The sequence below is a fragment of the Candidatus Contubernalis alkalaceticus genome, assembly GCF_022558445.1.
GTDB classification, from domain to species: Bacteria; Bacillota; Dethiobacteria; order SKNC01; family SKNC01; genus Contubernalis; species Contubernalis alkaliaceticus.
Window position 1 is genome coordinate 1,265,750 of sequence record NZ_CP054699.1, and the last position, 25,695, is coordinate 1,291,444.

Sequence of the window (25,695 nt, forward strand, 5' to 3'; positions counted from 1 at the left end):
CTGTTGATATATATGATGGATTACTGTAAAACACTCTCAGAGAAAAAATATTTTTTTGCTGTGTTACCCTAAAGAAGGAACAAATATAATAGGAGAATCAGGTAGGTGGCTCCCCCTAAAAAAAACATGCTCAACAAGGTGGGGGCAAAACCCTGCCTGTCGATGCTGTTAGCTATTAAACCAGGAATGACCACGCCCATCCCCTGTAGGGATAGGACATCCAAAGAAAAAAGTGGGAAAAGGAAATAGAGGAGGAGCTTTAAAAGCAGGGCCGTTAAAACCATAGCTCCGAACTTTCGTCTTCCATAGAGGATCATGAAGCGGCCTAGAAAGTTGACCAGAAAGTAGGCCAGCAGGGCTACCAACAGAATGCCTGCCAAAGCCATAGGACGGTCGAAAACTAAGGCCAGGTAAGGGGGCACTATGATTCCAGCTGGGATGATGCCAAAATAATCTGCAAAGATTATGCTCAATGTAATACCTGCTGCTAAAGCTACCATCAATTCACCACCGTACATATTCCCTCTCCTCTCATGAGTTCCCGGCAGAGTTCCCTGGCTACACCGCAGTAGTTGCCTGTACCAAAGAAAACATTCCCGCTGTATTTATTTCGAATCATTGCAGCAATATCTTTAGCCTTAAGCCCTTCTAAATCTAAAATTTCTTCAAAAGGCAGGTTTTTATACCGTGAAACAACCGGTTTGGTTAACTCCCCCATCACCAGCAGGCTTTTTCCCTTCATTTTTGGCAGAACATGTAAGGCAAAATTTTCACTTCTTTCCACTCGATCCCGACGGCAGTTCATTAAAATCACAGTATCTTCATCCAATAAACCTTTTTCCTGAAAATGCTCCCATATGTTTAGGGCAGAGGAAGGGTCATTTGCAGCGAAAGCTTTTACTAAAAGGCCCTTTGAACCATTATTTTGGTTTTTCACATCTTTAATTTCCTCCAGAAGCAGGTTCCCGGGATCCGGCCCGGCTTTTAACATTCCTTGGAAGGCTTTATCCCTGTCAACTCCCAGGGCCAAAGCTGCTGCCAGGCTTATAGCCAGAGTTTCTGGAAAAACCGGGTAGGGGAATTCTTCCCAGTATCCGGAGGGTAAGCATTTTACATCGGCAATAATCGTTTTCGTTCCCTTTTGATCTGCTGTTTCTTTAAAATAGGGAAGATGTTTTCCAGGAGAAGTAACCAAGAGCCCATTTTGGGGAATGCAGCAGGCAAAATCCTCTGCCGCCTCCTGTAAGGTGGGTCCCAGAGTCTCCAGATGGTCCTCCAGCACATTGACAATAATGGCTGTATTTACTTTTAAAAAATCATTGGAAAGAACCCTTTGATACTGGGGCTCAATGGCCATGCATTCTACCACAATGGCTTCTGTCTTATTTCGGTTTGCTTTTCTGAGAAAAGAACGTATCTCTTTTATATTAGCTCCTTCGGGGGGGCGTTTTTGTTCCTCTTCCACCAGGCATAAGCTGCCGTTCTCCTGCTGCCGGCAGCTGAGAATGCGGGCCTCACTGCCGGTAGTTTTACCCATGGTGACAAGGCCCTGTTCCAGCAGTGTTGACGTTAACAGGCGGGTAACAGTGGACTTGCCTCGGGTACCATTAACTATAATTCGGTGTTTGATTCCTGCCAGCTGTTTATTAATAACTTGTTTTTCTTTTACGGCCAGGGCTGCCCCCAACCCTAATATGGCAGTGCCCGGAAGAAGATGGAGCCACATAGTATCTTTTCCTCCTATAAGTTCCCTGGTAGGAGTTTTAGGTAGCCTTGATGCTGTTCCCAGGGAGTTTCCCCTTTAATTCTACTAAAGATTTTAAAATCAAGAATTTTTTTTCTAAGCTCAATAGGACAACTTGAGTTAACAGGCCGGTCTACCTGCAGGGGTAAAGCAAAGATCAGGTTTTCACCCTGGGGTGTTAAGATGAGGGTTATGAGAACTCCCTCTCTTTGATAGCTGTACATGGAGGGAGGAGCAGTGAAGTTTCCTAAATTATAAAAAATAATGCCTCCCTGGTAAAGCTCTGTCTCCTGAACTATATTAGCTCCTGTCCCTACAACTATATGTGTCCCCATATTTACCAACTGCCGGGCAAACTCTTTTTGTTCTGCCGATGCTTTAGAGGAGTGGCTGTCTTTAAAAGACACTAAAACCAGGGACAGTTGACTTTTCTGTTCCATTTCTTTTAAGATTGTTTTAATCATTTCCTCCTCCCCTCCAGTCACTCCCAGGCGGTTTGTACCAGCTGTCCAGCCCAGGGGAGGGGAGGCATTAAAGGCCAATATTCCCACAGTTAACCCTTCTTTTGTATAGTAATAGGGAGTAAAAGCCTCTTCAGAATTTAGACCTGCACCCAGAGCAGTTATATCTTGGCTTTTTAGCATAGTCAGAGTATTAATCAGCCCCGGGGCTCCGTAGTCTAAAATATGGTGGCCGGAAACCTGAATCAAATCAATACCTGCTTTTTTAAGCAGGGGTGCGGTTTCTGGTGTATCTCCCCAGGCATTGGCTTTATCCAGGGCCTCATAATCATCTTCAACAATAGGGGCCATCAAGTTGGCTATATTTAAATCTGAAAAAGATAATGTTTCAGAAACAGTGGGACAAAAAAAAGGCGGCTCCACATTGTCAGGAAGCCTGGAAACAGGCAGGGGATTAACATTGCCCCCTATGGATATGACCAAGCTATTTTCTAGGCCTGGCAGGGTTTCAAGGTAAACTAAATTGTCCAGGTTTTCCTCCTTAAAAACAGGTAATATAGAGTTTCCAGAGACCTGATATATCAAGTATAAAAGAAGGAAGGCTGTGGATAAAAGAGGAATCAGAGCCCCTTTCTTTTTGCTGGCCTTCATAAAGGCTAATGCTTTTTTCTTAGTTGCCTTCATAATATAGGAGAAGTTACCTTTCTTCAGAATAATGACGAAACCATGTTATAAGTTCTTTAACCTCCAGGTTTGCATCCATGGCCCTTTCCCCTAACCTCAGCAATTCTTCTTCGGGGGCTTTTAGAGATATGTTGTTCTTTTTTAGGTAAAGGGCGCCAATAACTATACCGGCAGAAGTGTTTAAGGAGTTAAATGGTCGGCTTTTTAAGATGAACTGGGTAAGGGCGGCTGCTTTTGCATAAACATCCGGATATAACTCTTCCCCTTGAAATTTAGAATTGGGCCTAAGGACCGCTGCTTTTAAAAGGCTGGTATCCCGGACCCCTGCTGCCTCCCCTTTTCGTTTAGCCAGGGTATAGTGAATATAAAGAATTTCTTTTTCCGTTAGCTCTTTCATTTCTCTAACTTGTCCAGTGCTTCTTTATAGTTATCCAAAAAGTCTTCCACCTGGTCAAAGAACTCATTTCCTCCGGAAAGCTTCTCCTGGAGTGGGCGAATAATCAGGCTTTTGTCCTTACCTTTCGTCTCCAGGGTTACGTGGTCTCCTTCTTCTAGGTTTAGTTCTTCCAGGATTTTGCTAGGAATAGTGACTACCTGGCTGTTTCCTGATCTAAAAATTTTTCTAATCTCCAAAGGTATCTACTCCCTTAAAAATTATTGTCTGTAGTTTTTATTCATGGTGAGGATTATTTTTAACTATCCTCAGGGCATTGGAAATAGCCGTGATAACATCCACCCGATTTTGTAATTCAAGAAAATCAGTCCGGGAAAAGGTTTTACCTCTATCTGTCACCACATACCGAGGGGAGAGATTATTTAAGGCCATAGCCAAAATGTCCAGCCTGCATTTTTCACAGCGGCACATATTTTCTTTTTTCCAGAGGTCTTCTAAAACCTCTGGAGCCACCTCTTCCATTAAATTTTTAAGCTCCATTTCAATTCCTCCTCTTAAACACTTTTTAGGGAATTTATTTCAAAGACATGAGACTGACACATTTCAACAATTTTTGTTATTTTTCACGAAATGTTCCTAAATTTCCTTCTTTAAAAAGGTTCACCAAATTATTATTTTCTCCTGCTTTCCTTCCTAAAAATACAGGCCTGTTTTCAAGAAGGGTTAACGTATTGGCCTAAATGGTATTTAATTATTTGTAATAGCAAAATAAACGTATTTTTTTTTATAGAAACCTAAAGTTTTCTCTCAATGGGGCGATAAAATATGTGAAAGGAAAAAAAGGTGGTGTAACGTTATGAAGATAAATAATTTGAATTCACAAATAGGAAAGTTTTTAGAAAAAAATAACAAGGTAGAACCGGAGAAGGTAAAACCAGCAGAGAAAGAGCATTCTGCATCGGCAGTGTCCAAGGACTCCGTTAACCTCTCCCCCCAGATGGAAAAGCTGGAAGAAATGATGGCTAATTACCAGGGGACAGAAAAGGAACAAGTAAAGGTTCAGCAGTTAAAGGAGAAAATAGCCAGAGGAGAGTATGATTTAGACAGCAAAAAACTGGCTGCAAAGATGCTCGCCCAAGATGAGAGCTAGGGGGTTGCAGGATGGATACAGGGGCATTGTTAGTTTTACTGAAGGAAGAAAAAGAGAAGCTTATTCAGTTCATAGATATAACCAGACGGGAAGGGGAGGCCATCGCAGGCCATAACTTGACTGCTTTACAACAATTCCTGGGGGAGAAGGCCAGGGTTAAAAAGGAACTGAAGGCTTTAGAAGAAGAACGCCTGGCCATAACCGGTGAAATGAAACTAGTGGAATTGATGGAGCTTTTTCCAGAAGGAAGAAGAGAAGAATTGGCAGTTCTGGGGAAGGAAATGAAGGAGAAGGCCTGGGAACTGCAGCAGTTAAGCGAAATGAATATCCTTCTTTTAAAAAGTGGATTGGCCTATATCAATAAGATGCAGGAAAGCTTAAGCCCTGAAAGAAAGGCTAAACAATACGGGAAGGACGCCCGTTTTAATAGGAAACAGCAGGGAACCAATTTCCTTGTAAGCAGTTATGCGTAACGTCGGTTCCATTAAAGAACTTATCAGTAAATAGCGGCAGGAGGATGAACCCATATGTCTACGTTTTTTGGATTAAATATAGCTCGTTCAGGGATGCAGGCCCAGCAGAAAGCCCTGGAAGTTACGTCTCACAATATTGCCAATGCCAATACTCCCGGATACAGCCGTCAGGTAGCTCGTATGGTTCCTAACGCACCTATATCTTATCCAGAAGGAAATGGGATGTTGGGGAGCGGGGTCTTAGTTAATGAAATAGCCCGGGTTAGGGATGGATTTTTGGACATGCAGATCCGTAAAGAGCTGCAGACATTGGGTCAATGGGAAAGTCGCCGCCACGTTTTAAATCAGGTTGAACAAATTTTTATGGAGCCTACCGATACGGGTTTCAGCACAGTCTTGGGCAAGTTTTTTGACAGCTGGCAGGAGTTGAGCCTAAACCCGGAAAGCTCTCCTGTCCGGGCTACCCTGGTGCAAAATTCCAGCACCATGATTAACACCGTAAAGCATATCAATGAGCAGCTTAAGACCGTTCGTTCTGATATAGATTTTAATATTGATTTGAAGGTGAAGGAAGTTAATACATTGGGGGAACAAATAAAAGATTTAAACCTGCAAATCATAAGGCTGGTAGCTATAAACGAGATGCCTTCAGATTTGATGGATCGTCGGGATCTGCTTATGGACCGTTTGGCAGAAATCATAGAGTTTAATGCCATAGAAACCGAGAGAGGGTCTGTGAACATTTATATTGGCGGCCGGGAACTGGTTAATGAAGGAGTTTCTTTCAAATTAAAAACCGAAAGCGGGGGCAGTAATGGTGATTGGCCCCTGGCTTCAAAAGTTGTCTGGGAACGAGACGGCCGGGAAGTAAATATGAACAATGGAGAAATAGCAGGCTTAATAGAAACCCGGGATGTATACTTAAGGTCATACATGGAAGATTTTGAAGCCCTGGTTTGGGGCATAATTAATATAGTAAATGATATGCATGTAGGCGGTATGGACTTAAATGGGGATAAAGGATTGTCATTTTTTAATGGGGAGTACCTGGAAGATTTACAGGTAAACCAGGACATAATGCGGGACTTAAAGCTTGTTGCAGCGTCAACTGCTGTTGATGTTTTCGAGGGTGAAGATGTTGAAGCTAATCCTGGGGACGGCAGCAATGCATTAGCCATTGCAAAGCTGCGTTACAGCCGTATAGAAACTACTCCCGACCCCAGTGATCCCAATAATTTAAAAGTGAGAATAAAATTAGACCCCATTGGAGGATCAACCTTTGAAAACTTTTACCGTGACAGTATAGCCCGCTTGGGGGTAGATGCCCAGGAAAGCCAGCACATGGCAGAAAATCAGGTGGCACTTTTAGATATGATGAACAGAAGAAGGGATTCCATTTCCGGAGTTTCTTTGGATGAAGAATTATCTAACATGATTCAATTTCAGCTGGCGTATCAGGCTTCAGCCCGGCTTATTACTACTCTTAATGAGATTTATGATACCATTATTAATAGAATGTAGATAGGGAGGACTATAGCCAATGCGGGTCACTCATCAACTGGTAAAAAATACGGTTATTAGTAATATTCAAAGGAATCTTTCACATATGGAGAGGTATCAAAATATGCTTTCTTCCGGCAAGGTTCTACGCAGGCCTTCTGATGACCCCATAAAGGTAGCCAGGGTCATGAGTTATAGAACAACCTTGTCTCAGAATGAGCAGTATCAAAAAAATATAAATGCTGCCAGATCATGGATGGAAACAGGAGATTATGCCCTGGAGGGAGTAACGGAGATTTTACATCGGGCAAAGGAGCTGGCCATAACCGGTGCAAATGGTTCCATGCCTCAGAGTGCCAGGGACGCTTTAGCTATGGAAGTAGTAGAGTTAGCAAATGTCCTGGTACAGTTTGGCAACAGCAGTTATGAAGGCCGCTACATATTTGGCGGTTACAAGACTACAGAAGTCCCCTTTGTCAGGGAGGCTGGGGAAGCTGTAGAATATAAAGGAAATAAAGCAGATATTAACTGGGAAGTAGCTCCCGGGGTAAATATTAAGGGAAACATCCATGGTCATGAACTCTTTTTCCTGGAAGATGGCACTGAAACCCAAAGTATCTTTGATATAATGGATAAATTGGAACAAGCTCTTAAGAGCAGCGATAATGAGGCCATAGACAAGGCCATTCTTGATCTTTCCAATGCTACAGACCATGTTTTAGATAAGCGGGCCAGCTTAGGGGCCACCGTCAATGGTTTAGAGCTGACTTTGGAGAACTATATGTCACAAAAAATAAACTTTACTGAACTGTGTTCCGGCTTAGAGGACATTGATTTCGCTGAGACCATAATGAACTTTACGGTTATGGAAAACATATATCGAGCCGCCATCGCCAGCGGAGCACAAATTATTCAACCCAGCTTGTTAGACTTTCTAAGATAAAATGAATCATTTTCCTTCTTAATAGAAGGTAATTTTAATGAAGCAGAATATAAATCATCGGTAGTTGGATTATTATTCCTTTTGGAGGGTGCATTATGGCTAACGAAATATCTGTAAAAATGGTCCAGGGTTTGTTGGGTTTTGAGGAGATTACTGACTATACGTTAAAACCTGTACCTAACAATTCATATTTTTTCTGGTTAGAAGCAGAAGATGGTCCCGGGTTTCTGGTTACGAAGCCGGGGTTTTTTTTCCCCCAGTATAAAATTGAATTGGAAAAAGAATGTATAGATGAGTTACATCCAAATGTTGGGCCAATAGAAGTTTACAATATTATTACCGTACCTGAGAGAACTGCTGATATGACAGCTAACCTGTTAGCTCCTGTGTTTATTAATGAGAAAGAGGGCCTGGCCCGGCAGGTGGTTCTTCATGATACGCATTATACCACCCGCCACTATTTGTTCTCTCCTGAAAGGCGGCGCAGCTGTGGATAAGGGGGGAGAAGCATGCTGATACTTTCCCGTCGAGTAGGAGAAAGTTTAGCCATTGGAGAAAAAATAAAGGTGAGAATACTGGAGGTTAAAGGGGATGTTGTAAAAGTTGGCATAGAAGCCCCCCGGGAAATCCCGGTACACCGTCAGGAAATCTATGAGGCCATTGAAAAGGAAAACCTGGCGGCGGCCCAGGTGAAAAAAGACGTATTCTCTTCTTTACATGAACAGTTTTCATTGTCCCCGCAGGAGGATGAAAGCTAAGCGGAACAAAGTAAAGGCCCTTGAAATTATTCAAGGGCTTTTACTTTTCATGAGACTTTTTAAGAAAGGGTATAAGGCATAAGCACCTCTTTTAGTTCAAAGCGCCAGTTTTTAAAAGCAGGCTCCAGTATAAACTGAAGGATTTCCCGGCCTTTCAGGCCGCTGTTACCTTCATATTCGCCGACCATTGCAGACAGGGCACTGCGGAGCTTGTCTGTTTTTTCCTGTATGTTGTTTTCAGGAATTTCTGATAAAATAGGCTGTACTGCTTTTTCGATGTGGGTAAAGGCATTAGTGGTGTCAAAGAGCAGCTGAATCGCTTTTTCCGGTGACCTTTGATCCAGTTGACCCTTAACATGTTCCAATCCTTCTTCCATGGTATCTGTCAGTTCTACAATCTGTTTCATAACCTCTATTTGATCATTCACTTAATCACCTTCTTTCTTTTTGATAATGCGGTGGTTTATCTTTGTGATTATTCTGCTGCCCAGCTGTCCAACTTTTCCATGATCATGTCATAAGTTCTCAAGGAAACCTCAGGGAGAGAGCCCAGCTGTTCCTCAACCAGTTTAAAAGCCTTGTCGATGGCACCCTTTAACTTGTCTAATTTGGATGTATCCCCGCCGGAGATGGCAATAGCAAAGTCAACAATGCGGCTGCTTACTGCTTCCGGCCCCAGGGGGCCGTCATCGGCAATCAGCTGGGCTGCTTCGGCCCTGGCGGTTTCATCCACCTCAAAAGATTCAATACTGTTACCTTTTAATTGCTCCAGGGTATACCCCTGCCGTTCCAGCAGCTGGGAAACAATCATTCTCAGAGTTTGATAAGTTTCTTCACTTTTTTTCTTTAACCTGGCAATGTCTTTTCCATAGGTATCAACTCTTTTATGGTTTCCAGGTACATATTCATCCTTTTTAAGTTCAGCTTTAGGTTCAATTGCTGCATTGGCCGTTTTGCTGCGCGGACTGCCGGTTACAGTTTTTAACGGATTTGCTGCTGTGTTAGCAGTATTGATATTCATTTTTTTACCTCCTGGAATTTTCTAAAAAAACAATTGCTTAACACCTTTTTGTTCAAATATATTCCCTTAAGCCTTTCAGTGCGGATGATTCTATCTATATCTATATCTTTAATCGACAAAAAAACTAAAAACTTTAGGCCCCAGCTTAAGGGGAGATTGTTTTTTGTGAAAGACACTTCTTTGGCATAGGAGAGGGGGAAGAAGGATAATCAGGTTTTTAGATACAAGAATGCCTCTACCATATTACAGCCGGTAGAGGCATTTAATGAAGTATATAGTTTCTGCTTAGTTCATCTAGCTGTTTAACCTCCTGCTCCAGCAGCTTGAACTTTTGATTCATATCTTCTATTTGTTGTTGGTTAAGGAGGCCTTCCTGCACCTGTACTGCTAATTGCCGCATCTGTTGGAGTTTGTTTTCTATTTCATCAAGGGCCTTTAGTCTATTGTTTACCCAGGCCAGCCACTGCTTGTATCGGTTAATATCTTCCACTGTAATCACTTCCCTATAACTTTTTCTTAATCTTACTGAATCAGCACTGGACCGGCTAACTCTTTTAGTGTATCTCCATGATATAGGGAAGATTACCGTTCCTTGGGAAGTACTAACACAAAAGGAGAACTTAATAGAAAAAGACCGGCAGCATATTATATTTATGCTTTTTTGTTCAAGTATATTCCCTTTAGCCTTTCAGTGCGGATGATTCTATCAACCTCTGCATCAGAAGGAACTTTCTTTACTGTCTCCCCTGATAAATTATCCACAATATGGGCAACATTTCTTCCCAGCTCCTTATTATGCTTGAAGCTGACCCGATGGTTTTTTTTATGCTCTTTAAAATTAACGTCATCAACGTTATTGGTTAGCTTTGGTGCCACTTTACGTACTTCTCCTTTAAGTAAATCATGGTGTTTTTTTATGTAGGTGTTAGTATTGGTATTATCATCAGGTATTTTTATCATAATCACCTCCACGGGTAGTGTGTAAGGCTAAAAAACAGTTAACAAACCAAGAATTATAAGCCTCTTATTTTTCTAGCCTGAAAATTTTTCATCTATTGATTTTATCGTCAAAAAAACCAAAACCTTTAGGCTTTAAATTAGGGAGAGATTGTGCTAATTCCTGCATCTGTTGAAGCTTGTATTATTTCATCTTTTTTGGGAGTTCCTGAAAGAACCTCCGAAGGAAAAATAACTGAATAAAATGGAAGGAATGGTAAAAGTTATGTAGAATAACTAAACTACTAAAAAATTCAAATGTAGGAGATTAAATGTTTTATGAAAATCTCAAGAGATATTGTTTAAGCAGTACATAAATCAACAGAAAGATTTTTAGTATAACTTAAGAAAAGAGGATTTTCAATAGAGGAAGGTGTTTTGTCTTATGAAGAAACTAGATATGTTGGCAAAACTTTCTAGATTTATTCAGGAAATAAATAGAGAATATCCCATTGAATTTGCTTATTTGTTTGGATCATTTTCTACAGAAAAAGCTAACAAAGAAAGTGATATTGATGTTGCTGTTATGTTTCAGAAAAAATATGAAAATAAAAGGGAAATGTTAATTAAAGGAAACATAATTGATATGGGGATGAAGTATTTTAAGAGAAAACTAGACATTGTCTCCCTTAACAATGCTGCACCATTGTTAAGATATGAGGTTGTAGTTAGAGGCATACCTGTAAAGGAAAGTAGTAAAAGAGCAGCTTTTGAATCTTTAGCTGTAAGAGAATATTTTGATTTTCGTTACTATGCAGAAATTTACAACGAAGCCATGATACAATTAATTCATAAACAAATTTAGGTTGAGGGGTGGTGGGATAAATGGCAATCAAAGATATATTAATGACCAGATTAGATAAACTAATGGAATATATTAATTTTTTGGAGGGCATAGAAAAATATACTGAGGAAGAATATGTGAGGAACCCCTTCATCTATGGAGCTAGCGAGAGGTTTTTACATTTAGCAATTGAGTGTGCCATCGACATTGGCAATCATATTGTTTCTGATAAGAGATATAGAAAGCCTGAAAGCAATGGAGATGTGTTTGAGGTATTATATGAAAATTATCCCTAAAAATTAAAGAAAATTTAGGAAATATGGCCTCTTTTCGAAATATATTGGTACATGACTATGTAAAAATAAATCGGTCAATGGTGTATCGCATTATTATAGATGACCTCTTCCGAGCAGATCCCCTTCCTTTGGGACGTTGTACTCACGTTATAAAAATGATAGAATTTAGTTAGAATAATGTTAGCCGAAAAGGAGGTTTACAAAATGCATATTAAGCCCTCTACAACTATTAGACAGGACTATAATGGGTTTTCAAAACTCTGCCACCAGCTTGACGAGCCGGTATTGCTTACGCGTAATGGGGAAGCAGACTTAGTTGTCATGAGTCATGAAGCTTTTCGACGCATGGAGGCTCGCATTAAATTGCAGTCTAAGTTACTAGTTGCAGAAAAGCAGGTTGCCGAAGGTGAACAATTGATTTAACACGATGAGGTCATAGCAAGAATGCGGATGAAGATCGATGCCGCAAAGGAATAGGATAAAATATACTCCGGCAGCAATTGATGATATGGATGAGATTTTCTCGTATATATCCCAGGATAATGTTGTAAGCACTGAAACTTTGCTTGGAAAAATAAACGGTGGAATTACTAGACTTGTAGATTTTCCAATATGGGTTCGATACTGTCAGAAGATGAATATACTCTTGTTAATCGTGGGTACCGCTTTATCATTTAAGCGAGAAGACCCCTTCCTCTAAGTAAAGCGAAGGTAGGGGATAAATCGCTTTTCTTTTTAAAAAAACACTAGACAAACATATGTTCAGCAATGTATAATATTACTATATAAGCTGCGTTCACGGAGGTGCATCTCAAGTGGAAAAATGCTTTTTTTCAAACAGGATCTATAAAAAAGACTTGCCCCAAAAAGACGTTTCTGTTATTCAAGATGCGCTCCTCATTTTTAATAAAGCAAAACACACTGCTTATAAGTTTTTCTTAGATGAATATAATCATAATCTTAAATACGACATCTCTATTCACCTCCAGATAAAAAATAGATACGGTTTAAACGATTACTTTGCCAACAGCGCTGTCCAGGCAGCTAAAGTAGTTCTTTCAAGTCAGAAGGAGTTAAATGGTCAGTATCAAAAAAACTTGAATCACCAGATTAAAACCCGACAAAAAAAGATTAAAGATATTTCTAAAAAAATAAACAAAAAAGAGAAGGTTTTAAATTCTTTAGTTAATGGTAATTTTAATATTTACCCCGGAGCCCGGGAGTTCAAAAAAGGCAGAATCTATGGAATTAGATACAAAAAGCATACCCGTATTTTCTTTAATGCTTACGACTTTGAGTACCAGTATCTTAGGCCCGAGATAAAAAACTAAAACACCGCATTAAAATGATTAAGATCTCTATCGAAAGAAAAGCTCTCAAACTTGAAAAACTGAAATCTCGTCTTACAGGAGCAACCTTTGGTACAAAAAAGCTATTTAAAGCTCAGTACACTAAGAAAGAATATATTAACGACCACTCTAAATGGCTGGATGATTTTAGGAAAGCCAGGTATTCTTCTATGCAGATAAGCGGCCGAAAAGATGCAAAGTTCGGAAACTTTGTCTTTAAGTATGATTGGCAAAATAAATTTTTGGAAATTGGATTGCCCAAAGGTAAGGTTGTTATCGAAAGCTTATCTTTTCCCTACGGCCAAGAGCTTGTCAATAATGTGGAGTTGTCAAATTTGGGTTAGCCCCAAAACTCGTAATTTTTGGATTCGTTAATAAATGGATTCCTTTTGGAAATACTATTTACGGCTCTTATCTACAGGCAGAATAGTGCTCTGCTGGAGAGCAACACGAGCGGCCTGTAGAGTTCTGCCAGGGATAGCCAGGGGAATCGTTTAATAAACCCTGGTTGTCTTCTTTTCTATCCCTGGGAGAACCAAAGCGAAAAAACTCCGGGGGTTCGGGGGCAGAGCCCCTGAATACTGTTTACCCTGCCTGGGATAAGTTTTCCTGATAATAGAGCGAACGCTTGACCAAGGGTGGGTAGCCTCCATTTGTAGTGTAAATTCTTTTTCGGTTGTAGTAGATTTCAATAAATCTAAATATGATGCTTTTGACGGTTTCCATTTTCATGGTTTCAGTTTTAAATTTGTAGATGCTTTCTTTTTTCAGTGTGGCAAAAAAAGACTCCATCCGTGCGTTGTCAAAGCATTTACCTGTGTTGCTCATGCTTTGTATTGCTCCATATCGGGCAAGGGTTTGACGGAAAAGTGTGCTAGTGTATTGACTCCCCCTGTCTGAATGGAAAATCATACCATATGCCTGATGTTTTTTGACACCGGCTGTAAAAGCTTCGACGCAAAGCTCAGCGCGCATGTGATTAGCCATTTTTAGTCCGACAATGCTTCCATCAAAACAGTCCATTACGGCGGCTACATAAAGCTTACCGTCAGCCGTTGGAATTTCTGTAATGTCACTCAGCCATTTTTCATTAGGTGATTCAGCTGTAAAGTCTTGCTGGATCAGGTTTTCACTAGCTTGTGCAGCAAGATCAGCCTTGGTTATCCCCTTGCTGTGACGTTTTTTCTTCAGCATTAGATGGTGTTTTTTACAGAGCGCGAGGATTAGATAATAACTGCCCTTATAGTCCTGAAAAAGTTGTAAATGCAGATATATCCTATACGCTCCATAGTCCGGGTTGTCTGCACGAATTTGAAGAATCTTTGCCAAAAGAGCATCATATTTGTAGGGCCTGGACTGTCTTTTTAACCACTTATAAAATCCGTTTTCACTAACCCCTAATACCTCGCACATGGTCTTTATGCTGTGCTTAGATTTTCCTTGGGTTTTTTCCAGGCATATCCACTTAAACAGTTCTCGTGCAGCTACTTCTTTTGGCTCATTGCGAAAAAAGCCAGGGCTCTTTTCAAAATATCATTGGTTGCTTCAAGTTCCTTGAGTTGTTTTTCTAATGCTCTGATTTCAGCGGTTTTTGGATCTACACGCTTATGACCACTGCCGACAATAGCCATATTTCCATAACGATTTGCATTGCTTCGCCATGTGTAAAGAGTAGTGACTGGAATTCCCAGCTTTTCAGCAGCTACTGTCGGACCTACTTCACCGGACAGCTTAATGGCTTCTTCTTTAAATTCTTTATCATATACTCGCATCTGGACACCTCTTTCTTTTTGGGTTATTATTTCCAGAATTACGAGTTTTGTTACTTAACTAAAATGATACCACTCCAATGTTCTAGTTAACCGAAGCAGCTTTAAAAAACCTGTGGCCTGGGAGATAGTCGATAAAGGAGACTATTATATCTTTAAGGCAGTAGTCCATATCCCCTCAAATAAAAATATCAATTACTCCAAAGAAGACGGCCTTATAGGGGTAGATATAAATTATGACCATCTGGCTGTAGTGGAAATAGACCGATTTGGAAATATCCTAAACAAGAAAGTTCTTAAATTTAACTTAGAAGAAAAAACTACCGGTCAGTCAGTCAAGATTATCGAAAATATAGCTATCCAGTTAATTGATATTGCTAATAAAAAAAATAAGCCTATCGTTTTAGAGGATCTAAATACAACGGATTCTAAATCAAAATTGGCTTATGGCAGCAAAAAGGCTAATCGCAAGATAACTCAATTTGCTTATAAAAAGATAATTGATGCCATCCAGTCCAGGGCTCATAAAGTTGGGATAGCTATATTTTTAGTAAACCCGGCTTACACTTCTCAAATGGGGAAGTTTAAATATATGAAACCTAAAGGCTTATCGGTCCATCTTGCAGCAGCTTATGTCATTGCCCGCCGCAAGATGGGTTTTAGCGAAAAAGTTCCACCGGTTTTGTCTGGTTTGCTACCGGAGAAGATAGCAGTCAGGCATCATTGGGCGCATTGGAGATACATAACTCGCATGCTTAAAGATGTAAAGCCCCAGGCTTTGTATCAAGAGTTAGGGAATATGGAAAACATAAGCTCTCTAAAAGAATTAAGAAATCGATTAGAGCTAAGAGGAGAGGGAGACTTAATACCCTTTTCTGCGTAGCGTGTTTACGTTACCATATTTGCCTACAAGCCCTTGTTGACGGGATGCTTGGTTCTGGTTTAAATAGCCGGAATCTCCCTCTTCAAACCTCGAAAGAGGTTAAGTGGGAGTAGTTCAATGTTGTACATCCATATCTGGTTCTGGTTTTTTACAGAATAATAGATAGTACCGTTGTCATACATCGTATATTACATAGTCGCCGGGACTATCTTCGTGAATTATTTGATACACAAGAATAGCTTATTCTTGTAGTTAATATAAAAAAAAGTTACTATGGGGGACCGACTTCTCCCGCACGTCCGCGAGATTCAGTGGACGCTGGCGGGTAAACCATCTTGACCTTATATCAATATTTAGATAGAATATGCATATACTATAGTTGGAGGTGCAAAATATGCCAACCATTAGACCAAGCTCTGATTTGAGAAATAAGTATAACGAGATTTCGGAGTTTTGCCACAAGTATTCCGAGCCTGTTTATATTACTAAAAACGGACAGGGAGATTTGGCAGTTATGAGTATAGCTACTTATGAAAGGCTTGTTGGAAAGTTTGAATTGAATAAGCTGCTGGATGAAGGAATGGAAGCTGTAAAAAGCTGCAGAGTTGTACCTGCAGAGAGTGTATTTGAAAAAATTGAAAATGGATTGTCTAAATGAAACAATATAAGGTTTTGATGACTGAACCTGCGGTGGACGACTTGCAGGCAATTGTCAAATACATTTCCGATGAACTACTTGAGCCTGTTATAGCGAAAAAATTGGTAGGCAAAATCAAAGAGGCCGTGATGGGTCTGGAGAAATTACCGACCCGTCACGCTCTGGTAGCAGATGAACGTCTTGCCGCGCAGGGGATTCGCAAGCTGATTGTGGAAAACTATATCGCGTTTTATGTGATATCTGAAGTAGATGAAATCGTTACGGTTATTCGGATTTTATATGGCCGGCGGGATTGGGAGCATTGGTTGTAACCCCGAGACGCTTGGGGCTACAACCAAGCATCGTTATGTGCCATTTCTGAAATATTCGTAGCTGGCAATATGGTTAACTAAGAAGCAGGAAGATATCTACACAGCATTAGGGGTAGAACCGTTCTTGTTCTAAATTCCGGGAATGTAGGATACAAGCAGTGATGTCTTGGGCAAACAACAGGTATCACCACCCTTATAAGTCAAGCTAAAAAAAAGAAGTCCCCGGAAAGGGAAACCTCCCTCCGGGGACTTCCTAATTTTGAATTTTCGCCAATCAATTCAGGGCCAGACACCTTCCGGAAATCCCCCAGCATTCATGTTAAAAAAAATAGAATTTAGTTAGAATAATGGTATCACTTTAGTGCTGTAAAGTTATGGGGGACCCCTTTGGGGAGATTCTGGAAGCTTGTCTGGAAGAATCTCCGTCGTTAAGAAAGAAAAGAGACCCTGGAAACATTCCAGGGTCTCTTAAGGAATAAACTATCCAAGAAGCTGTAATACAGCTTGGGGAGCCATATTGGCTTGAGCCAGCATAGCTGTAGCAGCCTGCTGCAGGATATTGTTCTTGGTGAAGTCCATCATCTCAGCAGCCATATCCAGGTCTCTAATCCGGGATTCAGCAGCCTGCATGTTTTCAGCAGATGTTCCCAGGTTGCTGATGGTGTGTTCTAACCTGTTCTGGAAAGCACCCATCTTGGATCGCTCAGCAGAAACCTGTTCAATAGCATCGTTGATAACTCGAACGGCTGCAGTAGCATTGTCATGGTTGGAGACATCCAGAGCATACTCAATCTGGATATCGTCGGTACCGTTAGTTACCGATACGCCTTCGGTCCAGTTGACAACAAATTCTTTACCTTCCACCGTTACTGTCTGTCCGGCTGTACCAGTCTGGGAAGCTACACCCAGGGCACCGGAACGCATGTCATTTACGTCGATAGCCATGCTCTGTCCTGTATTGGCACCAATCTGCATGGAGTTTCTAAAACCAGAGCCAGCCAGTGTTTGAAAGGATAGAGTCGGAGCGGTAGCAGTTTCCTGGCCTTCTTTCTGAGTTAAAGTTACTTCAGAGTTAGATACATTAACGGTGTATTTTGCGTCCAGGGTTGAATTGCCTTCTATGGCAGTTTTCAGAGCGGAAGCAGCTTCAGCTTCGGTTCCACCACTGGCCAGGGTTACTTGTTCTCCGTCGATGGTTACCTTTGAACCTTCTCCCAGAGCGCTCATTTGGAATTTGTATTCTCCAGCCGTTCCTACTCCATTAATGACTTGTGGGTCACCGAGATTCTCACCAGTTGCTGTACTCTCTGTCAAGGCAATAGAATTCCCGTTGGTGAGTACATCGTAGGCGCCGCCAAGAGCAGCATTAGCGGAGATGGCTGCTCCCAAATTGGTAGCTGTAGCTGTAGTGTCTTCGCCAACCTCAAACGTGGAGGCTGTATTACCTTCACCTGCTGCAACAGCCAGGAATATTTCCCCATCAATGTTAACTCGATCACCGACCGCAAAGTTGGTATCTACATCAAAGCTATATACACCTTCTATAGCAGAAATGTTAACAACAGCGGGGTCTGTTAGATCCACGCCGGTAGCCTTGGTGGCATCCTCTTCGAGATAGATCGACTTTTCAACGGTAAATGCGTCCACCTGCTCCGATTTGACAGTAACAACGAAGCGGTCTCCAAGAGTAGCGTCAGCAGCGATGGCTGCAGCCAGGTTTTCGGTTGTTTCATTAATATCCTGACCAACCTGGAACCCACCATTTGCCACAGCAATACCATCAGCGTCCTTACCATCAGCGTCTACTGCCGTAAAGGTTTCGCCACCAATCTGGATTGTATCACCAACAGCAAAGTTTGATTCAAGGCTGAACTCATACCGGCCTGTTATTTCTGTTACACCACTGGTGAATGATACTGCAGCAGCTTGGCCTGTTGCGGTTTGTTCCGTCAATCCGATGGAGTCTCCTGACTGCACCACAGTATAGGCAGCGTTCAATGCAGCATTTGCTTCAATGGCCGCTTTAATGTTTGCAGCTGTTGTTGCAGCATCAGCACCGACTTCGAATTGCTCTCCTTCTTTGCCAGCTTCTACACTGGCAACAGCGGTGAACACCTCCCCGTTGATGGTCAGAGTATCGCCAGCTTCAAAGTTGCTCACTACATCAAAGGTATACACGCCGTTTTCAGCCGATCTTTGAACGACAGCGGGATCTGTCAGGTCTGTTCCCGCTTCTTGACCGCCCTTCTCAACAAGAGTTATCTTGCTCTCTACAGTCAACGGGTCTACTTGTGTATCCACTTTTGTTGACGTAAACCGATCGTTCAAAGTATCATTTGCTTGGATTGCATCAAGCAAGTTCTGGGTTGTGGCATTGACATCAGAGCCAATGTTAAACTCACCCGCAGCCAAATTAGCATCTGACTCCTTGGCAGTAAAGGTTTCGGTACCGATTGTGATGGTATCCCCTTCAGCAAAATTGGCTGAGAGAGAGAACTCATAGCTCCCTTGTTTTGCACCAACACCAGCAGTTGCGCCCAAGTCAATCTCCGTACCGGTAGCAGTGGTGGCAACCTCTGTGAATGTCAAGAGATTATCTGTTCTATCAACAATATAACGATCGGCCAACACTACGTCTAGGGCAGCTTTTAGATTTGTAGCGGTAACATTGACATCGCCGCCCACCTCAAACTCTCCGTCGGCCGCAGTTGCACCAGATGCTACGGCAGTAAAGGTTTCTCCAGCAATTTCAATCGTTTCCCCAGCTACAAAATTGGTGCTGAGCAGCATATCATAAATACCTACTTGTTCTGCCACTTGAGTATCAACGACATCACCTCCGGCCAGGTCAGTACCGGTTGCTTCAGTAGCTGCTTCAGTAAGTTCAATGGTGTTGTTGTTACCCCATTGGTCTGCAATTCTTGCTACTTCAAATCGGCCATCAAAACCATTATTGTCCATGGCTGCAGCTAAATTCGTTGCAGTTTCAGCAATATTACCACCAACGACAAAGTCACGAGCTGCATCAACAACTGCTCCATCTGCCACGGCGATAAATTCTTGACCAGCCACAGTGACCTTATCTCCCACCGAGAAGTTTTCTGTTATCTCGAAGGTGTAGACACCCTGAACTTCTGTTACATTACCTACAGTAGGTGCAGCCAAATCTGTACCTGTAGCTGCTGATTCTGTTAGCGTGATGGTATCAGCGTAGATCCCGGTGCCAACCGTCGGTGCGTCGAAATGCCCTAACGCTGCGGCACCTGCACCACCGTCTCCCTGTGCCGCGATAATAGCCAATCGTAAATTGTCTGCAGCTTCGGTTACATCGGTTCCAATCTCAAAGGTAGTAGCCGTATTACCTTCACCAACAGCTACTGCGGTAAAATCGTAGCCATTAATCGTTACTGTCTGGCCTACCTCAAAATCTGTTGCGATCTCAAAACGGTATTCACCTTCCAGCGCGCCAACTTGAGTATCATTATCAGTAGTTGTAAACTCTGTTATATCAGCTGCGCTCGTTGCAGTCGCTTGATTCGTAAACACAATTAAGTTGTTATCTGCATAACCGCCACCAGCAAAACTTGGATCTGAGATAGACAAGTCATATGTTTGACCAGCTCCATCGGCACTCACAAATGTATCGCCACCTGCATCAATGGCAGCGTATAAATTGTCTCTTGTTTCCTCTATCGTACTACCTATTACGAATTCATTTGCGCCCGCTCCAGCAGTTACCGCAGTAAATGTTGTTCCAAATATGTCTACCGAATCACCCGCTGTAAAGTTCGAGGTGATCTCAAGAGCAAAGGTGTCATAAGTGTCAATACCATTACCTGTTGCAATTTGACTTCGTTGCGCTTCATATGTTCCTTGAAGAATACTCTCTTGAACGATATCAAACTCACCAACTGTACCAGCATTAGCAGCCTTTACACTGTTGGTAACCACCTGGAAGTTGCCTGTCTCAACGGTACCTGCAACGATACTTGCTTGTGTTTCTACGGGACCGTTAATCACTCCAACAGCAATAGCACCTTGAACACTGTCGTTGTTCTTAGTGATGGTACTAGCAGCACCAGTTCCAGCCGTAATGCTCTCTGTTTGCTCATCGAAGTTGTCAATGCGGTCTACGCCAGCAACACCTGCCGTGCTTTCCCGGACTAAATCAATATCACTGGCAGCACCAGTCCCCAACGCCCTGCTGGCTGTCTGTATGTTTACATCACTGACTTCACCGACAGCCTCTTGACCCGCGACACCTTTAGTATCTATGCTGTAGCGGATATTGCCCACCGATCCTGTCCCACCATCCAACAGTTTCATGGTGTTAAACTCTGTAGTGTTCCCAATCCGGTTAATCTCGGAAGTTAACTGGTTAAGCTCTTTTTGAATCTCCTCCCGGTCAACGCCTACATTTGTATCAGACGCTGCCTGGGTTGCCAGTTCCCGCATCCGCTGTAGGATGTTGTGGGTCTCGTTCAGCGCACCCTCAGCCGTCTGAATAAGAGAAATTGCATCCTGAGCATTTGCTGAAGCCTGCCTCAAACCCCTAATCTGCCCCCGCATCTTCTCTGAAATCGCCAGGCCTGCGGCATCATCACCGGCTCTGTTAATTCTCATACCCGATGATAACCGTTCCATTGACTTTGAGCTGTTCGCCTGATTGGCACCCAACTGCCTGTGGGCGTTCATGGCACTGATGTTTGTGTTAATCCTCATTAATATTACCTCCTTGTATTTTTGATTCTGTTGTGAACTTCCATTTTCACAACTTACTTCTATAACAAGCCTGTGGCCATCAGGCTTATTAACAATAATAGGTTACTCCTTTTTAAAAAAACAAAAAGACGAGCAATATTATGTTTTAAAGCCGGCGTCCTACCGGTCTGTAAAATTAAAATTAACTCGTCCCTGAAACCAAAGATATTAAATTATTGGCTTTTTGTTAACTTGACTTAGATAGCCTTACTTTTGTTGGTTTCGTACACCTCACCTCTAACTATAGGTATATGCCTGGGTGCATCGATTGCCAGTCTTAAATCTCCCTTTTCACTTTTAACCACTTTGACCTTTATTGAATCCCCTAACATGATATATTCTCCGGGTTTTCTACCAAGAACCAGCATGATCATCCCTCCTTTGAGAAGTTTTCAGTTAAAAAACAAAAAGACGACTTCATCTCCAATCCCTCCTGCCTCCTGCAGGAAAAGATTGGGTATGCGAATCGTCCATGGTTTTAATACCTATTTGATTTTGATATTTTATTCCTTATTTATAACTATCGGCAGTTGATATAAAAACTGTATACCTGTTTATAATAATTTTTTAGATTTATCTCTTTTTTTTATAACCCTTTGTTTAGATTAATCAGAAGCTGTTTTTGTATATATTTCGCCTCTTAATACCTTTATATCCTCTGGTGCATTTACTGCTAACCGTATTTCACCTTTATCAGTTTTCACCACTTTAATGGTGATGGAATTGTTAATTACAATGTACTGCCCTGGTTTTCTACCTATAACCAGCATGTTTTTTCCTCCTTGAATTTGGATTAATGTTTCTAAAGCAATTAGTGGGATCTTTTCTAAATATTATCCAAGAAGTTGTAATACTGTTTGAGGCGCTGCGTTGGCCTGGGCTAACATGGCGGTGGCGGCCTGGTTGAGTATGTTGTTCTTGGTGAATTCCATCATTTCAGCGGCCATATCTATGTCTCTAATACGGGATTCGGCAGCAGACAGATTTTCCGATGATGCTCCCAGGTTGCTGATGGTGTGTTCCAACCGGTTTTGAAAAGCCCCCAGCTTAGACCTTTCAGCAGAAACTAGATTAATGGCATCATTGAAAATGGTTATGGCTGCAGATGCTTTTTCATAGGTTGAGATATCTAGCGCTGCTTCAGACACTATTTCCGATACCCCGTCACTTACCACATTGCTCTCTGTATACGATGCTGCTGCTGTGCCATCTTGTGATAGTATGGTTTCCCCTGCGGCTCCGGTAATAGTGAGGGCCTGTGAACGCATATCACCAATCTTGATGGTAAAACCCTGAGCGTGGCTGGCACCAATCTGTAAGCCGCAGTCAAATCCGGTGACGGCAGATCCGTCTGCTTCAGTCACAATAGAGCTGCCGGCAAAGCCTGCTTCGGCTGTAATGGTTATTTCTGCCCCATTGGCAGTCATGCTGGCAAAGCCGGCCAGGTTAAGGCCGGTAAAAGCATCAGCTGCTTCTTCAGCGGTTTCCAGGGCACTGACGTCGATTAAGTGGTTAGCACCCAGTGTTTCCATGGCTTCATCAGCATCAGCATATTGTCCGCCGGCACTGTTCCAGAAGCCAACAACCTCTTCTCCCAGGGTCAGGGTGGCTCCTTCCAGAGGAACGCCGGTGAAGGTCATTGTGCCCCATGCGGAGAGTGCTTCGGGTATGTCAGCATTTAAGGTGAACCTTTCACCGTCCAAAATAGCCCCGGTGAAATCTCCCTCATACTCAAGCGTTACGGTGTCTTCCCCCAGGGTTCCTTCCATTAAATTTACCATAGATTCTGCATCAGCAGTTTCCAGGTCAGTGGTTATGGTAATTGTTTTATCGGTATGGCTGAGGGTTACGTCATCAGTCCCTTGAGAAAAAATAACATCATAACCGTGAAATGCACCTTTTAAAGTAAGGCTTAAAGATTCACCCGTACCATTAAAGTCAGGAATAGATATGCCTGCCTGACTGCCTATACCGATAAACTGGCCGGTTTTTTCTTCCGCATTTAAAGCGGTGACATTGATTTGATTGGAGCTGCCTCCATCTACCTCAACAGTCCAACCGGCTATAGCATCATTTAGGTCTGCAATTGCTGAAGCGGCTGCATCAGCGTCATTTAAATCTTGAATATCCAGCAGGTGGTCTACTTCTAATGCTGTTTTTGCCGTTTGAGCATCTTCAAACATATCGTTATCACTATCCCAAAAACCAACAGTTACGTCACCCACAAGGAGAACCGAGCCCTGATCTGGAACGTCGGAAAAGGTGAGTGTGCCTGAGGCAGTTTGAGCATTTGCTCCATTTTCGGTTCTGTCTGTTAAGTCATCAGCTGTTAATCCCAATATAGCCGTGGCATCATTGGCGGTGATTACTATTTCTGCTGTTTCATTTGTCTGAAGTGAAGTGATGGTCAATTGGTCCCCATCACTGCCAATAGTGAAAGCAGCCCCATCGTGGGCTGTGCCATCAAATACTGCATCTATGTCTGCCTGCAGTGCAGTTACGACTGCTTCAATATTAAAGGGAGTTTCTGTTCCGTCTAATTGATTGAAATTTGTTAATGCTACCGCTTGTCCATTAAAAATAATATCAGTAAGACCGTTGTCCATACCGTGCATAAAATTATCAGAGGAGGCGTCAGGTGTTAACTTTAAAGTATCAGATGCAGAGTTTCCGGTAATGGTTATCTCTGCAGTCAGACCTTTTTCTTTCGATGTAATGGTTAATTTATCTCCGTCATTACCTACTATGAAATCTCCTGAGGTAAACACTGCATCTAAGTCATTTTGTAGGGCTTCCACAAAATCACCAATTTCTAAAGGGGTTACTGAACCATCTAAGGCGTTTATGTGATCTAATGCTACGGCTTTATCATTCACAATTAGGGCATCTAGAGCGTTGGCGCCTGTGCCTGTCTCAATACGATCATCACCCGGTGAGGCGGCCCCGGCTGTCAATCCCAGGTCTTCAGAATCAGCATTGGCGGTAATATTAATTTGTGCGTTAGCTCCTGAGCCTGCAGTAGTTATTATATAAGTGTCTGCATCATTTCCTTCTACTACAAAGTATCCTTCACCAAAGACTGTATCCAGGTCAGTCTGAAGGGCACTTACAAAATCATCAATATCAAATGGATCCACACTACCGTCTAGTGCATTTACTGCGTTAAAAGTAACTGTTTCAGTGTTAATCAAAACAGTGCCAACATCTACGTCAGTTCCAAATAAGGCACTTATATCTTGAGAAATAAATGATGCTTTTCCGGCTCCATCTGAAAAATTTGTATTAAATAGGCCGTCTATATTATCTAAACCTTCAATGACTGCCGGTTCATCTGTATAGTTATTAGAAAAAATGCTGCTGATATCATTACCTGACAGTACTGCCGCTTTCGCATCACTACCCATACTGGTTACAGCTGCTTCCATATTGTGCATCATCACATTGGCTCCACCGGACAAAACCTCCTGCCCAAACTCCGTAAAATGGAGGGCTGTAGGTTTTCCCCCATCCAACAATTTCATAGCATTAAACTCGGTAGTGTTGCCAATGCGATTAACTTCAGCACTGAGCTGGTTAATTTCGTTTTGTATAGCCTGTCGGTCAGTAGTGTCCAGGGTGCCGTTAGCGGCCTGGACAGCCAGTTCCCTCATCCTTTGCAGGACGGTGTGCACCTCCTGTAAGGCACCTTCGGCGGTCTGAATCATAGAGATGCCATCCTGGGCATTCCTGGATGCCTGGTTTAATCCTTTAATTTGTGATCTCATTTTTTCTGAGATGGCCAGGCCCGCTGCGTCATCCTTGGCCCGGTTGATGCGGTATCCGGAGGATAACCTTTCTAAAGATTTTGCGCTTTGGGACTGGTTCATGGCCAACTGCCTGTGAGCATTCAACGCACTGATATTTGTATTAATACGCATAAAACATTCCTCCTTGAATTTATCATCCCCAGTCCTTTGGGGACGTTATTTGATAAAACATCTTCGCTTTGTTGACATATTAGAGGGAAGATGTTTTGCCCATATTTACTATATCGACAGGTATGGATAATTCTTTATATTAATAGTATATATATTTTTACAGGTAAGGATAAACAGGAGAGAGCAGAGCTATTTTTGATCGAAGAAAAAACCCTCCGGTTGTTTTTTGACCGGTTTATAAGCTTTTTTTGCTTGTTTGCCTTTTTGGATTTTCTGCAGATCATCTTTGACCAGGCACAGTTTATCCTGCAGGGCTTTTTGGCTGGTGGTGTCAAGCGCTGTAATTTTCGTAAGAAGGGAGTTGAGCCTTGCAAGTATTTTCTGAAGCTTTTCCGTTTCCGGATGGGGGTAAAGGCTGGCAAGGGTTGGGCCGTTAATCTCACTAACTCCCAGTTCTTTTTGTAGAGAATCTTTGATAGTATTGGTTTTGCTCTGGCTTTCTTCAATTTTTTCCATCTGTTCCTGCTTTTTAAAGAGAAGCCGGGTTAATTTTTTAATATTGCCTTCTTCTTTAAAATCTGCTTCGGTGCATAATATCATTTGTACTTTAGCTGCCTCTTGCATGGATTGATACAGTTTTATCTGTTTTTCGTATTCCTCTGTCAGTTTAACTATAAGTTCTTGTACCATTTAAAAACCTCCAATATGATGATTCATATTTGTTTTCAGGCAGGAGACTGTCATTATAAAGAACTGCACACATCTTTTATCTCTTTTTTTTAGGGTATAAGACCCCCACCTCTAAGCGTTAGCGTAGGTGGGGCTTAGAATCAGGTGGAGTAG

32 protein-coding genes and 2 pseudogenes are annotated in these 25,695 nt (G+C 42.1%); 16 read left to right on the top strand and 18 right to left on the bottom strand.

The features are described 5' to 3' along the window. Positions 1–68 precede the first annotated feature (68 nt). From pgsC to HUE98_RS06155, 6 genes are read right to left on the bottom strand one after another with little or no spacing between them, the layout of a single operon-like run. Complete coding sequence (pgsC, locus tag HUE98_RS06130; RefSeq protein WP_241422976.1) at positions 69–518, bottom strand: poly-gamma-glutamate biosynthesis protein PgsC; 450 nt, start codon at positions 516–518, stop codon at positions 69–71. Next, positions 500–1,726 (bottom strand): poly-gamma-glutamate synthase PgsB, encoded by a 1,227-nt coding sequence (gene pgsB, locus HUE98_RS06135; RefSeq protein WP_241422977.1) that lies wholly within the window; start codon positions 1,724–1,726, stop codon positions 500–502. Before pgsB ends, pgsC begins: the two co-directional genes overlap by 19 nt. A 14-nt stretch (positions 1,727–1,740) precedes the next feature. Beyond that, positions 1,741–2,889, bottom strand: a complete 1,149-nt coding sequence (locus tag HUE98_RS06140; protein ID WP_241422978.1) for a CapA family protein — start codon at positions 2,887–2,889, stop codon at positions 1,741–1,743. A gap of 13 nt (positions 2,890–2,902) precedes the next feature. After that, positions 2,903–3,286: a type II toxin-antitoxin system death-on-curing family toxin gene (locus HUE98_RS06145; RefSeq protein WP_241422979.1), complete on the bottom strand. Its 384-nt coding sequence runs from the start codon at positions 3,284–3,286 to the stop codon at positions 2,903–2,905. Next, positions 3,283–3,522 (bottom strand): AbrB/MazE/SpoVT family DNA-binding domain-containing protein, encoded by a 240-nt coding sequence (locus tag HUE98_RS06150; RefSeq protein WP_241422980.1) that lies wholly within the window; start codon positions 3,520–3,522, stop codon positions 3,283–3,285. The genes HUE98_RS06145 and HUE98_RS06150 overlap by 4 nt, the downstream gene beginning before the upstream one ends. Positions 3,523–3,559: 37 nt before the next feature. Continuing rightward, positions 3,560–3,823 carry a late competence development ComFB family protein gene (locus tag HUE98_RS06155; protein ID WP_241422981.1) on the bottom strand — a complete coding sequence of 88 codons (264 nt, stop codon included), beginning with the start codon at positions 3,821–3,823 and terminating at the stop codon, positions 3,560–3,562. 316 nt (positions 3,824–4,139) lie between these two features. Here HUE98_RS06155 and flgM point away from each other — a divergent pair, with 316 nt between their 5' ends. The 6 genes from flgM (at position 4,140) to csrA (ending at position 8,107) form a co-directional block, all read left to right on the top strand. Further along, entirely contained in the window at positions 4,140–4,433 is a 294-nt protein-coding gene (flgM, locus tag HUE98_RS06160; protein WP_241422982.1) for a flagellar biosynthesis anti-sigma factor FlgM, read from the top strand. 11 nt (positions 4,434–4,444) lie between these two features. After that, entirely contained in the window at positions 4,445–4,906 is a 462-nt protein-coding gene (gene flgN / locus HUE98_RS06165; RefSeq protein ID WP_241422983.1) for a flagellar export chaperone FlgN, read from the top strand. A 54-nt stretch (positions 4,907–4,960) separates the two neighbouring features. Then, positions 4,961–6,427, top strand: a complete 1,467-nt coding sequence (flgK, locus tag HUE98_RS06170) for a flagellar hook-associated protein FlgK (RefSeq protein WP_241422984.1) — start codon at positions 4,961–4,963, stop codon at positions 6,425–6,427. A gap of 19 nt (positions 6,428–6,446) precedes the next feature. Further along, on the top strand, positions 6,447–7,349 hold the full coding sequence (gene flgL, locus HUE98_RS06175; protein WP_241422985.1) for a flagellar hook-associated protein FlgL: 903 nt from the start codon (positions 6,447–6,449) through the stop codon (positions 7,347–7,349). Positions 7,350–7,444: 95 nt separating this feature from the next. Continuing rightward, positions 7,445–7,846, top strand: a complete 402-nt coding sequence (gene fliW, locus HUE98_RS06180) for a flagellar assembly protein FliW (protein WP_241422986.1) — start codon at positions 7,445–7,447, stop codon at positions 7,844–7,846. Between the two features lie 12 nt (positions 7,847–7,858). Continuing rightward, positions 7,859–8,107 (top strand): carbon storage regulator CsrA, encoded by a 249-nt coding sequence (csrA, locus tag HUE98_RS06185; RefSeq protein WP_241422987.1) that lies wholly within the window; start codon positions 7,859–7,861, stop codon positions 8,105–8,107. Positions 8,108–8,166: 59 nt separating this feature from the next. Here csrA and HUE98_RS06190 read toward each other — a convergent pair whose 3' ends face one another. The 4 genes from HUE98_RS06190 to HUE98_RS06205 all read right to left on the bottom strand — a co-directional run bounded on the left by HUE98_RS06190 (position 8,167) and on the right by HUE98_RS06205 (position 10,088). Beyond that, positions 8,167–8,535: a hypothetical protein gene (locus HUE98_RS06190; RefSeq protein WP_241422988.1), complete on the bottom strand. Its 369-nt coding sequence runs from the start codon at positions 8,533–8,535 to the stop codon at positions 8,167–8,169. A 47-nt stretch (positions 8,536–8,582) separates the two neighbouring features. Next, on the bottom strand, positions 8,583–9,128 hold the full coding sequence (locus HUE98_RS06195) for a hypothetical protein (RefSeq protein ID WP_241422989.1): 546 nt from the start codon (positions 9,126–9,128) through the stop codon (positions 8,583–8,585). Positions 9,129–9,390: 262 nt separating this feature from the next. Then, positions 9,391–9,618: a hypothetical protein gene (locus tag HUE98_RS06200; protein ID WP_241422990.1), complete on the bottom strand. Its 228-nt coding sequence runs from the start codon at positions 9,616–9,618 to the stop codon at positions 9,391–9,393. 161 nt (positions 9,619–9,779) lie between these two features. Beyond that, positions 9,780–10,088, bottom strand: coding sequence for a flagellar protein FlaG (locus HUE98_RS06205; protein ID WP_241422991.1), 309 nt, complete (start codon positions 10,086–10,088; stop codon positions 9,780–9,782). A 421-nt stretch (positions 10,089–10,509) separates the two neighbouring features. Here HUE98_RS06205 and mntA point away from each other — a divergent pair, with 421 nt between their 5' ends. The 7 genes from mntA (at position 10,510) to HUE98_RS06235 (ending at position 12,897) form a co-directional block, all read left to right on the top strand. Beyond that, the gene (gene mntA, locus HUE98_RS06210) at positions 10,510–10,929 is read left to right on the top strand and encodes a type VII toxin-antitoxin system MntA family adenylyltransferase antitoxin (RefSeq protein WP_241422992.1); all 420 of its coding nucleotides are present in this window, start codon (positions 10,510–10,512) and stop codon (positions 10,927–10,929) included. A 20-nt stretch (positions 10,930–10,949) separates the two neighbouring features. Further along, a complete protein-coding gene (locus HUE98_RS17580; protein ID WP_277623709.1) occupies positions 10,950–11,204 on the top strand; it encodes a DUF86 domain-containing protein in 255 nt (84 codons plus the stop codon). Between the two features lie 23 nt (positions 11,205–11,227). Next, entirely contained in the window at positions 11,228–11,377 is a 150-nt protein-coding gene (locus tag HUE98_RS17980; protein ID WP_277623710.1) for a HepT-like ribonuclease domain-containing protein, read from the top strand. Positions 11,378–11,408: 31 nt separating this feature from the next. Then, positions 11,409–11,627, top strand: coding sequence for a type II toxin-antitoxin system Phd/YefM family antitoxin (locus HUE98_RS06220; RefSeq protein ID WP_241422993.1), 219 nt, complete (start codon positions 11,409–11,411; stop codon positions 11,625–11,627). Positions 11,628–11,664: 37 nt separating this feature from the next. After that, positions 11,665–11,904 (top strand): type II toxin-antitoxin system RelE/ParE family toxin, encoded by a 240-nt coding sequence (locus tag HUE98_RS06225; protein ID WP_241422994.1) that lies wholly within the window; start codon positions 11,665–11,667, stop codon positions 11,902–11,904. Between the two features lie 115 nt (positions 11,905–12,019). After that, on the top strand, positions 12,020–12,535 hold the full coding sequence (locus HUE98_RS06230; protein WP_241422995.1) for a hypothetical protein: 516 nt from the start codon (positions 12,020–12,022) through the stop codon (positions 12,533–12,535). Positions 12,536–12,549: 14 nt separating this feature from the next. Next, positions 12,550–12,897, top strand: coding sequence for a hypothetical protein (locus tag HUE98_RS06235; protein WP_241422996.1), 348 nt, complete (start codon positions 12,550–12,552; stop codon positions 12,895–12,897). A 241-nt stretch (positions 12,898–13,138) separates the two neighbouring features. On the opposite strand, the gene HUE98_RS06240 is transcribed toward HUE98_RS06235, so the two are convergent. Continuing rightward, positions 13,139–14,026 (bottom strand): IS3 family transposase, encoded by an 888-nt coding sequence (locus tag HUE98_RS06240; protein ID WP_407080303.1) that lies wholly within the window; start codon positions 14,024–14,026, stop codon positions 13,139–13,141. Positions 14,027–14,037: 11 nt separating this feature from the next. Beyond that, positions 14,038–14,325 carry a transposase gene (locus tag HUE98_RS06245; protein ID WP_241420515.1) on the bottom strand — a complete coding sequence of 96 codons (288 nt, stop codon included), beginning with the start codon at positions 14,323–14,325 and terminating at the stop codon, positions 14,038–14,040. Positions 14,326–14,437: 112 nt separating this feature from the next. Here HUE98_RS06245 and HUE98_RS06250 point away from each other — a divergent pair, with 112 nt between their 5' ends. The 3 genes from HUE98_RS06250 (at position 14,438) to HUE98_RS06260 (ending at position 16,174) form a co-directional block, all read left to right on the top strand. After that, entirely contained in the window at positions 14,438–15,205 is a 768-nt protein-coding gene (locus HUE98_RS06250) for an IS200/IS605 family accessory protein TnpB-related protein (RefSeq protein WP_241422997.1), read from the top strand. A 394-nt stretch (positions 15,206–15,599) separates the two neighbouring features. Further along, positions 15,600–15,863, top strand: a complete 264-nt coding sequence (locus HUE98_RS06255) for a type II toxin-antitoxin system prevent-host-death family antitoxin (protein ID WP_241422998.1) — start codon at positions 15,600–15,602, stop codon at positions 15,861–15,863. Further along, positions 15,860–16,174 (top strand): type II toxin-antitoxin system RelE/ParE family toxin, encoded by a 315-nt coding sequence (locus HUE98_RS06260; protein WP_241422999.1) that lies wholly within the window; start codon positions 15,860–15,862, stop codon positions 16,172–16,174. Before HUE98_RS06255 ends, HUE98_RS06260 begins: the two co-directional genes overlap by 4 nt. Positions 16,175–16,654: 480 nt before the next feature. Here the strand turns inward: HUE98_RS06260 and HUE98_RS17755 are convergent, their stop codons facing one another. The 6 genes and pseudogenes from HUE98_RS17755 to flgN (HUE98_RS06295) all read right to left on the bottom strand — a co-directional run bounded on the left by HUE98_RS17755 (position 16,655) and on the right by flgN (HUE98_RS06295) (position 25,542). Next, positions 16,655–20,896 (bottom strand): flagellin N-terminal helical domain-containing protein, encoded by a 4,242-nt coding sequence (locus tag HUE98_RS17755; RefSeq protein WP_318036523.1) that lies wholly within the window; start codon positions 20,894–20,896, stop codon positions 16,655–16,657. A gap of 236 nt (positions 20,897–21,132) precedes the next feature. After that, positions 21,133–21,303: a carbon storage regulator gene (locus tag HUE98_RS06275; protein WP_241423000.1), complete on the bottom strand. Its 171-nt coding sequence runs from the start codon at positions 21,301–21,303 to the stop codon at positions 21,133–21,135. Between the two features lie 237 nt (positions 21,304–21,540). Further along, positions 21,541–21,705: a carbon storage regulator gene (locus HUE98_RS06280; RefSeq protein WP_241423001.1), complete on the bottom strand. Its 165-nt coding sequence runs from the start codon at positions 21,703–21,705 to the stop codon at positions 21,541–21,543. A gap of 63 nt (positions 21,706–21,768) precedes the next feature. Beyond that, positions 21,769–22,071 (bottom strand): annotated as a pseudogene (locus HUE98_RS17985) (flagellin); the annotation flags it as partial. A gap of 2,424 nt (positions 22,072–24,495) precedes the next feature. Further along, positions 24,496–24,852 (bottom strand): annotated as a pseudogene (locus HUE98_RS17990) (flagellin N-terminal helical domain-containing protein); the annotation flags it as partial. Positions 24,853–25,041: 189 nt separating this feature from the next. After that, complete coding sequence (flgN, locus tag HUE98_RS06295) at positions 25,042–25,542, bottom strand: flagellar export chaperone FlgN (protein WP_241423002.1); 501 nt, start codon at positions 25,540–25,542, stop codon at positions 25,042–25,044. Between the last annotated feature and the right edge of the window lie 153 nt (positions 25,543–25,695).